This window comes from Micromonospora sp. NPDC007208 (assembly GCF_042869175.1).
Taxonomy (GTDB): Bacteria; Actinomycetota; Actinomycetes; order Mycobacteriales; family Micromonosporaceae; genus Micromonospora; species Micromonospora foliorum.
In genome coordinates this window covers 78309-92296 of the sequence record NZ_JBIAFG010000011.1, presented here as the reverse complement: position 1 = coordinate 92296, position 13988 = coordinate 78309, and the positions used below count along the sequence as shown (strand labels likewise).

The following is a 13988-nucleotide window of genomic DNA, read 5'->3' as shown; positions in this document are numbered from 1 at the left end:
CCGATCAGCCGGCCTCGTCGGCGAACGGCACCAGGACGATGCCCCGCTCGCCCGGGCCGTCCCAGAGCACGGCCCGGTCCGGGCGCGCCTGCCACTCGACCGGCCGACCGAAGACCGCGGTGAGCTGCGCGACCGGCACGTCCAGCACGGCCACCGCGGTCAGCTTGTCGACCTCGCCCGCCGGCTCGAACAACGCCGCGAACGGCGGCACCGCACGCCACCAGCCCAGCAGATGTCTCCCCGCCGGAGGCCCGTCGCGTAGGAGCGACCGCAGCCGGTCCACCGGCAGCTCCCGAGGGCCCGGCCGGTCCAGCCCGAAGACCACCAGGTACGTCGGCAGTTCGTCGGCCGCGTCCGCGAGCAGCGTCGGCAGATCCACCAACTCGGCCGGATGCCGGGCCGCCAACTCGGCCGTCAACGCCTCCGCCAGCACCCGGGAGCCCGGGTCAGGTGCCGCCACCAAGAAGCGGGCGCCGCCTGGTGCGTGGTGAGCCGACGTGCTCCGCGCCGCCGTCGCCAACAGCCCGCCGGCCGCGGTGCCCGAACCCAACACCGCGAGGTTGCGCCCGGCCGCCGGCCCCAACGGCACGGCGACAGTCGAGCGGGCCACGTCCACCGCCCGGCCCAGCAGGGCGGCCGGCCCGTGCGCCTGCCCGGCCAGAGCTGCCCGGTGGCGCGGATCGTTGCCCAGCAGCGGCCGGGCGTAACCCGCGAAGACCACCGGCGGCACCGACCCGGCCGGCCGGGCCGCCCACAACTCGTGCCGCAGCTGCTCCACGACCTCCGGATGATCCTGCGGATCCGGGTGACGAATCAACCGTTCGTGACCCCGGATCGCACCCCGAGGACCGCCGAGCCCGCCGGCCGTGTTCACCACCGCGCTGCCCACCGGCAGACCGGCCGCCGAATCGTTCGTCGGCTCCAGCACCGGACTGCCACCCGGCAGCGCCACCCGCACCGGAAACTGCCCGAGCACCGAATCCCGATGACCAGCGTCGGCGCGCGCACTCAGCCCCAACTCGCCAGCGCCAGCCAACACCAGGTGCACGCCGTACGCCCGACCGGCCCGGGCCAGCCCGTCCAACTGGGCGGCCACCTCGGCGGCCAGCCGGTCCCGCTCGGCGAAGAGCAGCGGCACATTGTCCAGCACACAGACGATCCGCGGCAGCGGCTGGTGCTGACGCAACTCCGCGAAGCGTTGCCCCCCGGCCCGGGCACCCGCCTCCGTGCGGCGCTGGACCTCGATCGTCAACTCGTCCAGCAGATCCCGGACGTACTCCCGGTCGGCGGCCATCGCGGCCGCGCGCACCTGCGGAACCCACGACCGGTCCCGCTCGGTCTGCAAGAACTCCACGAAGGACTCGCCGTCGCCGAGATCTGCCAGGTAGAACGCCAGGTCGTCCGGGCCGTACCGGGCAGCCAGGCCGAGCAGCGCGGTGGTCAGAAACGCGGCACGGCCCGCCGCGGACCGACCACTCACCAGCCAGTGCGGGGTCAACTCGGTGAAACCCAGTGGCACCGAGCGGCCCCCGGCATCGCCGACCGTCGTCGTCAACCCGTCTGCGGAGTCGGACTCCCACAGCCGCTCACCCATTGGCGGCAGCAGAGCACCCAACGCCAACCGCGAGCCCGCCTCCACCTGCTCGGCGAGCCGCCGACAGACCGCGTCGACCAGTTTGGCCGGAGGGTCCGACTCGACGAAGACCGGTGAGTTCAAACCGCCCGGCGGGTCGGCGCCCGGCCCGGCGAACGACGCCCCCGGCGGGTCACCCAGCAGCGCGTACGCATTACGCAGCGCCAACGGCGTGGCGTGCGGCAACGGCGCCCGGGCCGAGTACGGGCCGGCCGGCGGCCAACCCGCCACCACCAGGTGCAGCCCAGCGGCAGGCCCCTGCTCGGCCAACGTCTCGATGCGGGCCAGATCGCTCGGGCCGGTCGACTCCGGCAGCGCGGCCACCACCAGCAACAGCGTCCGATCGTGACGGCGCCGCCCGCTCGCCCCCGGCGTGACCCACTGCTCCGCCTCGGTCAGCACCGCGCGCAGACCCGTCACGTCCACCGCCGGCGGCGGCAACAGACCGGCATCCGCGAGCGCCCCGAACGGCGTCAGCACAGCCCCGGTGGCATCCACCGCGCGAATCAGCAGGGCACCCGCCGGTGCCGCACCCAACAACCGCAAAAGTACGGCCCGGAGCAACCCCGCCACCCGCGGCTCCCGCGCGTCAGCGTCCACACTGAGGTGACCGGTGCCGACAAGTGGCACCAACGCGGGGAAACGAGCGTCGTCCAACGGCGCCGCGGTACCGACCCGCACGAACGCCGGCGGACCATCACCCGCCGGCGAGTTCACGGTGAGTGAATCCAGTGCGGCGCCCGCCCAACCCGGGGCCAGCACGGCGGCGGCCGTCCGTAACCGGTCGGCCACCTCGTACTGACGGCGCTGATCGGCAGGAGCCGGCCGCGTCTCGTCCAGAATCCCGGCAGCCGCGGTCGCGACCGCCGTCGCCCGACGGTGCAGGGCTGCGGCGCGGTTCGTGCGAGCCTTCGGACCGGCCACCGCGTCCACCCCCTCTACCCGAGGTTGGCAACCCCTCCCCAAGCAGAGACGGTATCCCAGCCGAGGGCGGACCTCCGGGAGGTGCCTCGGCGCTGCGCCGGTGTTGTCGTGGATCTCACCGGTGGGGAGGGGTCCGTCACGATCCGCTGGATCTGAGGCATTGGCTCAGGAGCGTCCAGCCGATAACTTCAGGAGGTGGAATCAGTGCAGCCCCCCGCCGGTTCCCAGGTCTCCCGCGTACCGGCCCAGCGGACACCGTCCGAGCAGCTGCCGCCCGCCCCGGCAACACCGGCACCGCAGCCGCCCCGCCGCCGGACGCGGACGGTGCTCACGGTCGTCGCCGGCGTACTCGCCCTGCTCTTCCTCGGGGGGGTCGCGACGGCCTATGTGTGGTACACCCGCGCCTCAACGCCCGACCGCAGCGCACCCGACGTGGTGGTGGACAACTATCTGCGCGCGTTCCTCGTGGATCGCAATGACACAAGAGCAGGTCTCTTCACCTGCGAGAGCGGGTCGCAGTTGGAGGCGTTACACGCTCTGCGGACCGATCTACTTGCACGCGAACAGCGGTACGGGACCACGCTAACTGTCAGTTGGGGGCCCCTAGCCGTGCAGAAGCAGGGCGAGGTAGCTGCTGTTGGGGTCACGTTGATCATCTCGGCTCGAATCGACGGGATGAACCAGAGCGACCGTCAGCCCTGGCAGTTTGATACTCGGTTGGCCGAAGGCTGGCAAGTATGTGCCGGCACGCCAGTTGGCTGACGTCACTCAATCCACAGGAGATGGACCGGCACCTCCAGGGTGGTGGGTGACTGGCCGCGCCAGGCCCAGCGATACCACTCCACCTCCGGCGTGATTCGCACGCAGATGTCCCCCTCGGCACCCGAGTAGGTTTCGGTGACGGCTCGAAGGTCACGGTGCTCCAGGCCGCCCTCGACATGCACCACCCGCCGACCGGTGACCGCGTCCGCTTCGAAGACCGGTGTAGGGGTCCGGTGTGCCGGGCCGTCCAGCGAGACCAACCGGATGCCCGAGTCCCGGGCGCTTTCCATTCCAGGTCGGCTGCCGACGGTTTCCACCCAGACCCGCTCCACCGGCACCAGCGGCGCGAACACCTCGACCTGGTCGGCTTCGGCCCGGTACCACTCGTGCTCGGGGATCACCGGCACGTAGGTCCGGGCGCTCTGCACCACCCGATCGTCTGCGCGGAGATCGCCGCGCCAGCCCATCCCGGGCAGCCCGACCAGTACCCGTCGCCCGCGTAGCTCCACCCGCTCCGTCGCGGGGACGATGGCCAGCGGTCTCGGCGGTTGCGGTGCCCAGTCGGGCTGGTCGGCGAACGGGTCGGGTAACGGTCCGGTCATACCCGTGGTGGCCTCACTCAGCGGCGCGCAGCGGGGCACCCCGCTCGCGCATGAACGGGACCGGATTCACCGCGCCAGAAGCGCTGCGGTTGTTGCGCAGGTGCACCTCGAAATGCAGGTGCGGACCCGAGGAGTTGCCACTGCTGCCGACCTTTCCGATCACCTGACCGGCCGTCACGATCTGATCTTTCTTGACGAAAGGCTGGACCACCATGTGGCAGTACCGGGTGATGTAGCCACCGGCGTGCAGCAGGTCGACGAACCAGCCGCAGCCCCCCTTGCCGGGGAATCCGTCCACGTTGCAGTCTTGACGGCCGCGGTGGTCCTCGTCGCAGGTCGAAACCAGCACCCGACCGGTCGCTGCCGCCCGGATCTCGGTGCCCTTTCCCGCGCCGATGTCGACTCCGTTGTGGCTGGGTCGGCTGGCGGTGCGGAAACCGGAGCCGACTCCACCGGGGATCGGCGCGGTCCAGCCGGAGGCCGCGATCTGGCCGCGCTCAGCCGCGTTGCACACCGCCTTGCCATTGATCTCGACGGTGCGGGCCGCGCCGCCGGCCAGCGCGTCCACGATCCGGCTGGCTACCTCTTCATGTTTGGCGTACGCGTCCGGGTATGCGCTGACCTGCACCCGCTGCGCGACAGCGGTCAGCGGTCGGCGTTGCCAACTCTCCACCTTGACGAGCTTTTCGTAGAACTTGCGAGCCGCGTACGCGGGGTTCAACCGCTCGGCGACCGTGCCCCACCCCGGCCGCTGCTGGAACAGGCCCAGCGAGTCGTGGTCCGCGCCAACGCCCTCGTGCGGCAGGGCCAGGGACGCGGGCACTCCGCTGTTGGCCAGGTTGCGTAGGGCGGACTCCTGCATCGCGGTGGCGATGGCGACGACCCAACCTCGCGAGGGCACGCCCATGTCCTGGCCGACCTTGATGATGATCGCAGCGTTGCGGATCTGGTTGTCGCCGTACTCGGTGAACCGCGGAAGCTTGCCCGTGATGTTCACCGCTCGGACCGGTCCGCACTCCCTGCCCGCCAAGGCGTCTCCGTTCTCGGCGTCGTCGCCGCCGAGCCCGGTGAGGAAGAACGCCGCGGTGCCGCCAGTACAGCAGAGCAGGAGCAGCATCCCGGTGAGCACCGCGGCGACCACACCGAGCCGGAGAGGACCGCGGCGGGTTTCGGCGTTACCAACGTCGTTCACGGCCGCTCCCAGTCCAGAACGTCGACCAGCCAACCATCGTCGGAAGTGACCAGCTCCAACCGGAGCCCGCCGGCGTCAAGGGGAAGTAGCAACTCGACGAACGTCTCGGTCCGCTCTCGCATGCTTGGGGGACCGGTGATTTTCTCGGCCGGCACACTCTCGGGCTCGGCCCCGGTCAACTTCTCCCGCAGCGCCGGCGTGGAGAGTGGCCGCAGGCCAGCTTGCCACTCTTCGGCGGTCATCCCGGGACGGCCCAGCCAGGCCTTGGCGAAGCGGTCGGCGGTCTGTTCGGGCGTGCGCGCGCCGGACGACGTCACGGGTGACGGCGGAGCGGCGCTGTTGAGCAAACCGTCGTCGCCTGCCGTCGGGTCCACGGTGATGATCGGCCCATCCGGACGGCTGCTCAACCCATCCGCTGAGTCGACCGGGTTGGAGATCAGCCGGGTCGCCCCGAGCACGCTGACGACCACCACCCCGATCGCCAGCGCAATGCCCAGCCGGGACCGCAGCGCCCGAGTGAAGAGGAATTCCAACGCCCGTCGCATGACCGTCACCTCGCCTCTGAGCGCACCCGAGGTCCGGTGCGATCCGGTGCTCGCTCGGTGGAGCCCGGGCGGTAGACCACGAACGACGGGTTTTCAGCCGGAACATCCGGCTCGGTCCAGGTCGCTGGCTGTCGGCGTCGGGGCTGCGGGGCGACCGGACGGTTCCGACCCCTGCCCTCCTCCGCCTCGTCGGGTCGCTCTCGACCGTCCGGGCGCGCCGCGTCTGTGCGCCGCCCCTCGGCCGCAGCGGTGGGCACCGGGACCGGGTCCTCCCGCCGGGCCTCCGGACGTAGCCGGGTCTGCTCCGCGTTGGGGGACCGCCGACGTCCGCCCACCGGCTCGGCGGTGCCGCCCGGCTCGGCTACGTCCAGCCGCGCGGCGGTCCGCATGTCCCGGAAGAACCTGCGGTGCCAGGACCCGGCCGAGCTGACGGCTTCGCTGCTGTCCTTGCCGCCGAGTTGGGTGATCCGCCGATACGGCCGCAGCAGCAACCATCCGACCACCCCGCAGAGCCAGACCAGCACCACCTGAAGCCAACCCGGCAGGGCAGGGGTACTCATGATCAGGTCGACGGCGAACAGGTAGATGGCGGCCCCGGTGCCGAAGATGGCGATGTTGAACACAGCGGCGACCACAGCGTTCGCCAACCGCCGCAGTCCGGCGCTGGCCGGCCGGAGCAAGCCGATGGTGCCCAGGATGGGTGCCGCGATCACCGCCCAGCGGAAGATCAGGAAGCCCAGCAGTACCAGCACCGACGCGGTCAGGTCGAACATCGCGAAGAGCACGGCCGCGAGCACGGCGATGAACCCGGAGCCGATTCGGTCCATGTCGCGGGCACCCGTCAGGAACTCGTACGCCTCCGGGTCTTCGGTCTCGATCTGCTCTGCGATCGTCATCCACTGCTGCTGCTTGGCTTTGATCGTCGCTCCCCGGGTTCCCGGGTTGGCACGCAGCTTCTCGGCCTCCTCCCAGGAAAACGCCTTAGCGTCGTACAGGGCAGGGCCATACTTGCGGGCAGTCTCGCTATCCGCCGAGCCAAGCACTCCACGCAGCCAGTTGCGGTAGAGCATCGCTTCGGTGGCAGTGTCGCTGGCCCGAACGGCAGGCGGTCTCTTATCCACACAAGCGTCTGGGTTGGGAACGGCGCAACGATCCGCCGGGGTGTCCCGAGCTGCGGGACCTACCGCGTCGTGCACGACGCCGAGCGAGGTGATCAGGGTGCCGTCGGCAATGTTCGCCGACTTGACCGGCCAAGCCGCCAGCGCGGTGACCGCCACCATCACCAGTAACGCCCACCCTGCCGTCGTCATCGCATTGCTCATGTCCGACTGGCGAGAACGCCACAACAGGTAGAGGCCCACCACGCAGAGCGTGACGATCCCGAAGACGCTGAACACCTTCTGGTAGACGGCTTTGGTGGCCTTCTCTACCAGCGGGTCGGCCCAATCCCACATCGAGCGAGGGTCCCAGGCCCGTTCCCGCAGGGCGTTCGAGGCGCCTACAACCGCCGTAGCGATCATGAGCTCACCGTTGGCAACGGTGGTGGTGAACTTGTAGTCCGGATGGAGGACGGCGGAGGCACAACCACCCTCCACGTCATAGGTGTTGAAGCTGTAACCGCCGTAGCCGTAGTCGCTGTAGATGCCCTTTGGCCCAGGCAGCTTGGACGAGTCCGGGCGGGAGGCGAACCAGCCGGCGAGGCCCGAATCCGGGGCGGACGGTACGGGCGGCTTCCGGCAGTCGATCTCTCCCTCACCGACCTGCTTCAGCTTTGCCACGCAGGTGCGAAAGTCGGCTTGCCATTCGGCGGTCGTGCAGAGGTCGGCGCGGGCCTGGGGGGTGGGCGGTGCGGCGGCTGCGGCCTCCGCGCCGATCAGCGGCCAGGTGAGGGAGGCCCCGGCCAGTACGCCAAGGGCGAGCAGGAACGACACGATCCTTGCCCGGACCCCAGGGCCTTGGTCACGGCTTTCCGCCTCGGTTCGACCGAGGACCTTGACCCAGGCCCTAGCCATGTCACGCCTCCAGATCCGGCAGGGGGATGCTCGGCAGGACTCCGGCCGCTGCGGCGATCGCGGCGGGCGTCGTGTCGAGGTGGTCCAGCAGCCCTTCGACGTACGAGACGTCGACGCGGACCTTCTGCACGCGGCCGTCGACGTCGCGCATCACGAACTCGCGGAAGCCGAGCCGGCTGGACGAGCTGGTGTCGGCGGCGGAGAGGGAGGCCAGCGTGGCCTCGTACCCGTCGTTGACCGGCACCCGCAGCAGTCGCAGGGCTTCGGAGGCGATCTCGGCGTCCTCGGCGATGCGGCCGACGAAGACGGTGGAGACGAGGTTCTGCACGTCGAGGCCGAGGATGTCGCGGGGGTTCTGGGAGGCGACCAGCGCGGCCAGGTTCCACTTGCGGGAGTCGCGGGCGAGTCGGACCAGGAAGGATCGGCCGGACCGCCAGCCCTCCATGAAGTGCGCCTCGTCGAGGCCGACGAGCTTGCGGGACGACATGGAGCCGCCGTAGCAGCGGCGGACGGCGAGCCGGTGCGCGGTGTGCAGCATCGGCAGCGCCAGGGCCTCCTCGGCCGACCAGTACTCGCGTTCGATCTTGAGGTCGGGCAACCGTAGCCCGGCCATGGTGATCACGGTGAGCGCAGCGTCGGCGCCGAGCAGCCCCTCCGGCGGTCGGCCGAAGAACAGCATGGCCAGGGGCATCTCGGCGGTGTCCAGTAGGAGGTTGGCCAGTTCCTTGCCGGCGTCGTCGTCGAGCCGCCCGAGGCAGCTCACCACGTCGTCCAGGGTGGAGGTCTCCTCGGCGGGGACCTGGCGGACGGCGTGCCGGAAGAGGGTGGCGGTCGACGCCTCCCTGGCCACCTGCGGCGGGACGAGCATCATGCAGATGTCCTGGACCAGCATCCGCCGCTCGGCTCGGGCGTTGGAGACCGCGATCTCGAACTCCCGGTCACCGGCGGCGCCGCTGCCGAACTCGGAGCGCAGCGGTGTCGGGATGAGCGAGTAGGGCGCCAGGGTGCCGTGCTCCGAGCCGGTCAGGTTCAACACCCGGGAGTACGGCCGCAGCTCGGGCATCGCGCAGAGGCGGGCCAGCGGGCCGGACGGGTCGAGCAGGGTCACCTGGACACCTCGACGGGCGGCCAGGTACCCCAGCGCGCCGAGCAGGGTCGACTTACCACCGCCCGGTTCGGCGACGAAGACCGCGAGCCCGGAGCGTTCCCGGACCTCCATGGGGAAGTGCAGGTCGAGGAAGACCGGGCGGCGGCAGGTGCCGGCGGTCCGGCCGATCAGGTCGCCCCGCCGGTCGCCCACGTTCGATGCGGCCTGGGGGAGCGCGGCGGCGAGCAACGGCACCGGCATGCGGCGTACGTAGCCGGTGTTGGCGATCGGCTCGCCGGGGATGAACTCGCGGGCCAGCCAGTCCTGGTTTTTCGGGTGCTGCAGCGAGATGCGCAGCTCCCGGGAGTAGAGTTGGATGAGTCGGCGGGCCCGCTCCAGGCATTCCTCCCTGGTCCGGCCGCCGACCGCGATCCGGTGCCAGCCGTGCGCACGGGCCGAGTCGACCGGCAGGCCGGTGGTCATCTCGTCGCCGATGACCAGGGCGCGCTTGGCCAGTCGTTCCAGCTCCGGGGGAGCGTCGATGCCGTGTTCGGCGTAGTCGAGTTGTTGCGAGCGGATCATCCGCAGCCGGTGTTCGAGATTGCGGAAGGAGTCGCCGGAGCCGAGGATGTCGACCCGGGTGGAGATTTCCATCGGCCAGGGCAGCCGCTCGTGGAAGTGCAGCCACGGCTCGTGCCGTTCGGGGATCTCCAGCGGCTCCATCCGGCCGACCGCGAGTACGGCCACGTGCCGCTCCTCGCCGGTCATCCGATTGACCAGCTTGACGGTCGAGCCGTACGGGGTGCGGTAGCGCTCGACCTGCTCGGTCATGGCGAGCAGGTCGCCGCGCTCCCAGCGACCGTCGGTGACGGGGGAGAGGGTGCTCGGCGGCGACATGCACAGCGCCACCGAGCGGTAGAGCAGCCACTCCAGCTCCTGGGCGGTGACCCGCCGGCCACGCATGCCGAACGCGCCGAGCACCTCGTCGAACTGCTCCACGGTGCGGCCCAGCTTGCGGCGCTCGCCGTCGGCGGTGCCCCGCCCGAAGGTGCGCAGCAGGCGTTCGGTGAGTGAGTCGCCGAGGGAGCGGCGGGCGAAGGTGACACCCAGGTAGGTCTGGCCCTCGGCGTGGTTGACCGCCATCAGGTGCCGTTGGGCGGCGACCAGGTGATCGGCCCAGCCCGTGGTGCCGGGTACGTCGGGCAGCGGCGCCGAGGTGTGCGTGTCGATCGTGCGCGCCCACTCGTCGGCGGGGAACGGCCGGGTGGTGCGGCGCAGGTGCAGTCGGAAGCCGGCCAGGCCGGCGTACTGCTCGGAGATCGCCGACAGCAGCGCCTCGCGTTCGGCGTCCGGCCGGAACGCCCAGCGGACCTCGGGCAGCCAGTACCAGGCCGTGACGGTGTTGGGTGTGAAGGTCAGGTGACCGGCGATCTCGGTGATCGCCAACTCGACAGACGGATCCCGATCCCCGAACTTGATCTTCGGGGCGCGTACCCGGGTCGGCTTGACCGGTCGGCTCGCGGCGCGCTGGCGGGACGGGGCGACTTCCCTGCCGGTGGGCTCGGTGCCCCTGGGTCGATCCGGGTCGGTGGCTCGGCGCGCCGTGCGCTCCAGAGCTGGCCGCTCCGCGGCGGTGATGCTGGCCGGCTGCTCGACCGGTGCCGTAGGCCGGGCCGGTTGAGCCGCCGGCGTGGCCGTGGGTCGGCTGCCCGGCAGGGTGCCGGCTGCACGGCCGGCGGGACCGGTGGTCGCCGACGGCGACCCGCCGCCGGCGGACGGGCCGGGCTCGTCCGGTGGACGCAGCATCGGCCGTCGATCGCCGGCCTGGTGCGGCACCCGGGACTCGGTGGCCGGGTGGCCGCCGCCGGGCCGTGGCTCGACGGATCGGCCACCGCCGCCGGGCTGGTCGGCGGGTGTCCACGGTGGCTCGAACTCGGGAACCGCGCGGGCTGGTGCCGGGTTGGCGACGGGTGGCGGCTGATGCGGGATCGCCGGCTGCTCACGGGTGCTCGGGCCGGCCGTGACGGCTCGTGCCGTGCCGGGTCGCCCCCCGCCGCCGAAGAGGTCCAGGAAGGGGGAGTCGATGTCGGCGTTCTCGCCGGCCGACACGGCGCTGGGCTCGGCCGGTGGCGTCCGGCGGGGAACCGGCCGGGGCGCCTGGAACACGCCAACGGCACCGTGGCCGGGCGACGTCACCAGCGCAGGGTCGAGGGCGACCTCGTCCTCGTCCTCGGTGTAGTCGAAGGAGTGCGCACGGTGACCGGTCGGCGCGCCTGGGCGGCCGGCCGGGGAGCCCGGCGTGGAGGAGCGGCTCATGCGACCGCCTCGGCCACTGTCGGCAGGCCCTTGCCCGCGTCCTGTGACGGACCGTTCGACGTACGTCCGGTCATGCCAGCTCCTCCCGAATCCTGATCCGGCTGCCGACCAGGCGCGGATCGCGCTGCTCGACCGCCGGCTCCCGGGTGCGTCGCCAGTCGGTCAGCGCGGTGCGGATGACCACCCGCGCCGGCCGATCGGGGTCGACGTGCCGGAAGATGAACGACGTGGTCACGATGGCGAGCGCGATCTCCCAGGCTGGGAAGAGCTCGACCGTCAACGTGAACAGCCAGTGGATGAACATGTAGAGGGGGACCAGCAGCATGAAGAGCCCGTACTGGGCGTAGGGCAGGTGGACCGGAAGGGTGTAACCGGGCGGCCCGAGGTAGACCAGGCGGGCCCGGTAGATGTCGTCGTCGGTGCGCAGCCGCATCTGGTGAACGCGCCTATTCGAAGATCAGGTCGATCAGATAATCGCCGACGAAGAAGAGTGTTGCCGCGCCGGCAATGAAGGCGAGCCCGACGATGGCGATCGCGGAGCTGGTCAGCACCTTGGAGATCTCGCCTCGGCTGGCACGGCCGATGAAGATGACGCCCAGGACGGCGAGCAGGATCGGCGCGATCTTGCTGGCGAAGAAGGTGACGACACTGTTGGTGTCGATCCCCTTCGGTGCCGGCTCCGCGAGTGGAGTCGACGCCAGGGTGGAGAGCGCGTGGGCGACGCCTGACGACGCCGTCTCCATGAGCTCGAAGGCGATCACTGGAACCTCCCCATAGCGCGGCCGGCGGTGCCGCGGCGGTGCAGTAGGCAAGCCTTGCGGGAAAAGTGCTCCACAGGGCATGGCGTTCTTGACCCTGTGTTCGTTACTCACCACGGAGGGTGGCGAGGTTTGGGCGGTTTTCCCCCGCTTCGGCCCTCCCTCCAAGCTTCGCCATCTCGATGCTGGCCAATTCCAAAGCGTACGGGCCGCCCCGGATTGCGACAAGCCGCGAAGGGGCTGCCGGAAACTGCCCGGATGACCGATCGTACACCTGTTCTAACTGGCACGTCAGGGGCGGTGGCGCGGGGCCGACCCGGGCCGGCGGGCACCGCTGCCGCGACCGGTACCGTCTAGTCGTGACCGATCTGGTGCGGGCTTCGGGCCCGGTGGTGATGGGCGTCCTCAACGTCACACCGGACTCCTTCTCCGACGGCGGACGGTACGCCGACCTGGATGCCGCCGTCGGACACGGCGTCCGTCTGCGCGACGCCGGTGCTCACCTGGTCGACATCGGCGGCGAGTCGACCCGTCCGGGCGCCGAGCGGATCGACGCCGCGACCGAGGCCGAGCGGGTGTTGCCGGTCATCCGCGAGCTGACCGCCGCCGGCGTGCCGGTGAGCGTCGACACCAGCCGCGCCCGGGTCGCGGAGGCCGCCCTGGCCGCCGGGGCCGCGGTGGTCAACGACGTCTCCGGTGGGCTGGCCGACCCGGACATGGCCCGCGTGGTCCGCGACGCGCACTGCCCCTGGGTACTGATGCACTGGCGTGGGCACTCCCGGGCGATGCGCGAGCTGGCCACCTACACCGACGTGGTGGCCGACGTCCGGGCCGAGTTGGCCCAACGGATCGACGCGGCTCTGGCCGCCGGGGTGGCCCCCGACCGCCTCATCGTCGACCCCGGGCTCGGCTTCGCCAAGACCGCCGCGCACAACTGGGAACTCAGCGCCCGCCTGCCGGAGCTCCTGGATCTCGGCTACCCGCTGCTCTTCGGGGCCAGCCGCAAGTCGTACCTCGGCAGGTTGTTGGCCGCCGCGGACGGCACGCCGCGACCGACCGCCCAGCGGGAGGCGGCCACCGTGGCCACCAGCGTGCTGGCGGTCGCCGCCGGCGCCTGGGGCGTACGCGTGCACGACGTGCGGGCCACCGCCGACGCGCTCGCCGTCTGGGCAGCGACGGGCAGCCCACGCCTGGCCGTGCCGCCGCACGACGAGAAGCGAGCGCGACCCGATCACGAACATGAGGTACGGCGATGACGACGGACCGCATCCACCTCACCGGCCTGCGGGCGCGCGGTCGGCACGGGGTGTACGACTTCGAGCGCGTACAGGGGCAGGACTTCGTGGTCGACGCCGTCCTGGAGTTGGACCTCGGCCCGGCCGCCGCCACCGACGACGTCACCGCCACCGTGCACTACGGCGAGCTGGCCGAACGCCTGGTCGCGGTGGTGACCGGCGAGCCGGTCAACCTGATCGAGACCCTCGCGGACCGGCTCCTCGCGGTCTGCCTGGCCGACGAGCGGGTCGACGCCGCGACGATCACCGTGCACAAACCGGAGGCGCCGGTGCCGCACACCTTCACCGACGTGGCCGTCACCATGACCCGGAAGCGTGCCCGGTGACCCGGGCGGTCCTCTCGCTCGGCAGCAACCTGGGTGACCGGCTGGCGCACCTGCGCACGGCCGTCGCCACCCTGGGCGACGCGGTGCTCGTGCTCTCCGGGGTGTACGAGACTCCACCGTGGGGCGACGCCGACCAGCCCGCGTACCTCAACGCGGTGCTGCTCGCCCAGGACGCGACCGCGACCCCGCGCGACTGGCTGGAGCGGGCCCGCGACGCGGAGCGCGCGGCGGGCCGGGTCCGTGACCCGCAGCGGCGGTTCGGGCCGCGCACCCTCGACGTGGACGTGATCGCGGTCTGGGGCGACGACGACGAGCCGGTGCTCAGCGACGACCCGGAGCTGACGCTGCCGCACCCCCGGGCGCACCTGCGCGCCTTCGTGCTGCGTCCGTGGATCGACATCCAGCCGTACGGTCGGCTGCCCGGTCACGGTTGGTTGACCGACCTGCTGACCACCGGCCCCGCGGCGGACGAGGCGTTGGAACTGCGTCCCCGGCCGGAGTTGGCGTTAGAGTCGACGGCATGACCGAGCGGAACC

12 protein-coding genes are annotated in these 13988 nt (G+C 71.4%); 4 read left to right on the top strand and 8 right to left on the bottom strand.

The features are described from left to right. Nucleotides 1–4 precede the first annotated feature (4 nt). Nucleotides 5–2566: an FtsK/SpoIIIE domain-containing protein gene (locus ACFYL6_RS21625; RefSeq protein ID WP_387173628.1), complete on the bottom strand. Its 2562-nt coding sequence runs from the start codon at nt 2564–2566 to the stop codon at nt 5–7. Between the two features lie 195 nt (nt 2567–2761). On the opposite strand from ACFYL6_RS21625, the gene ACFYL6_RS21620 reads away from it, so the two are divergent. After that, nucleotides 2762–3319, top strand: coding sequence for a hypothetical protein (locus tag ACFYL6_RS21620; protein WP_387173817.1), 558 nt, complete (start codon nt 2762–2764; stop codon nt 3317–3319). Nucleotides 3320–3321: 2 nt separating this feature from the next. Here ACFYL6_RS21620 and ACFYL6_RS21615 read toward each other — a convergent pair whose 3' ends face one another. From ACFYL6_RS21615 to ACFYL6_RS21585, 7 genes are all read right to left on the bottom strand, one after another. Then, entirely contained in the window at nt 3322–3921 is a 600-nt protein-coding gene (locus ACFYL6_RS21615) for a hypothetical protein (RefSeq protein WP_387173627.1), read from the bottom strand. Nucleotides 3922–3934: 13 nt separating this feature from the next. After that, nucleotides 3935–5038, bottom strand: coding sequence for a M23 family metallopeptidase (locus ACFYL6_RS21610; protein WP_387173815.1), 1104 nt, complete (start codon nt 5036–5038; stop codon nt 3935–3937). Nucleotides 5039–5109: 71 nt separating this feature from the next. Beyond that, nucleotides 5110–5667, bottom strand: a complete 558-nt coding sequence (locus ACFYL6_RS21605) for a hypothetical protein (protein WP_387173625.1) — start codon at nt 5665–5667, stop codon at nt 5110–5112. Continuing rightward, nucleotides 5664–7589: an MFS transporter gene (locus ACFYL6_RS21600; RefSeq protein ID WP_387173623.1), complete on the bottom strand. Its 1926-nt coding sequence runs from the start codon at nt 7587–7589 to the stop codon at nt 5664–5666. The genes ACFYL6_RS21605 and ACFYL6_RS21600 overlap by 4 nt, the downstream gene beginning before the upstream one ends. Nucleotides 7590–7671: 82 nt before the next feature. Then, nucleotides 7672–11073, bottom strand: a complete 3402-nt coding sequence (locus ACFYL6_RS21595) for an ATP-binding protein (RefSeq protein ID WP_387173621.1) — start codon at nt 11071–11073, stop codon at nt 7672–7674. 70 nt (nt 11074–11143) lie between these two features. Next, nucleotides 11144–11506, bottom strand: coding sequence for a hypothetical protein (locus tag ACFYL6_RS21590; RefSeq protein WP_053654782.1), 363 nt, complete (start codon nt 11504–11506; stop codon nt 11144–11146). A 13-nt stretch (nt 11507–11519) separates the two neighbouring features. Next, nucleotides 11520–11834: a hypothetical protein gene (locus tag ACFYL6_RS21585; protein ID WP_074315118.1), complete on the bottom strand. Its 315-nt coding sequence runs from the start codon at nt 11832–11834 to the stop codon at nt 11520–11522. A gap of 356 nt (nt 11835–12190) precedes the next feature. Between ACFYL6_RS21585 and folP the strand changes: the two genes are divergently transcribed. From folP to folK, 3 genes are read left to right on the top strand one after another with little or no spacing between them, the layout of a single operon-like run. Then, on the top strand, nt 12191–13087 hold the full coding sequence (gene folP / locus ACFYL6_RS21580; RefSeq protein WP_387173618.1) for a dihydropteroate synthase: 897 nt from the start codon (nt 12191–12193) through the stop codon (nt 13085–13087). After that, a complete protein-coding gene (gene folB, locus ACFYL6_RS21575; RefSeq protein WP_387173616.1) occupies nt 13084–13452 on the top strand; it encodes a dihydroneopterin aldolase in 369 nt (122 codons plus the stop codon). Before folP ends, folB begins: the two co-directional genes overlap by 4 nt. Beyond that, nucleotides 13449–13976, top strand: coding sequence for a 2-amino-4-hydroxy-6-hydroxymethyldihydropteridine diphosphokinase (gene folK, locus ACFYL6_RS21570; protein WP_387173614.1), 528 nt, complete (start codon nt 13449–13451; stop codon nt 13974–13976). The genes folB and folK overlap by 4 nt, the downstream gene beginning before the upstream one ends. Nucleotides 13977–13988: the final 12 nt, after the last annotated feature.

Bases quoted from the DNA above. Each gene is read 5' to 3' on its own strand.
- ACFYL6_RS21615 (WP_387173627.1), bottom strand. From the start codon at position 3,921: ATGACCGGACCGTTACCCGACCCGTTCGCCGACCAGCCCGACTGGGCA.
- ACFYL6_RS21610 (WP_387173815.1), bottom strand. From the start codon at position 5,038: ATGCTGCTCCTGCTCTGCTGTACTGGCGGCACCGCGGCGTTCTTCCTC.
- ACFYL6_RS21595 (WP_387173621.1), bottom strand. From the start codon at position 11,073: ATGAGCCGCTCCTCCACGCCGGGCTCCCCGGCCGGCCGCCCAGGCGCG.
- ACFYL6_RS21590 (WP_053654782.1), bottom strand. From the start codon at position 11,506: ATGCGGCTGCGCACCGACGACGACATCTACCGGGCCCGCCTGGTCTAC.
- folB (WP_387173616.1), top strand. From the start codon at position 13,084: ATGACGACGGACCGCATCCACCTCACCGGCCTGCGGGCGCGCGGTCGG.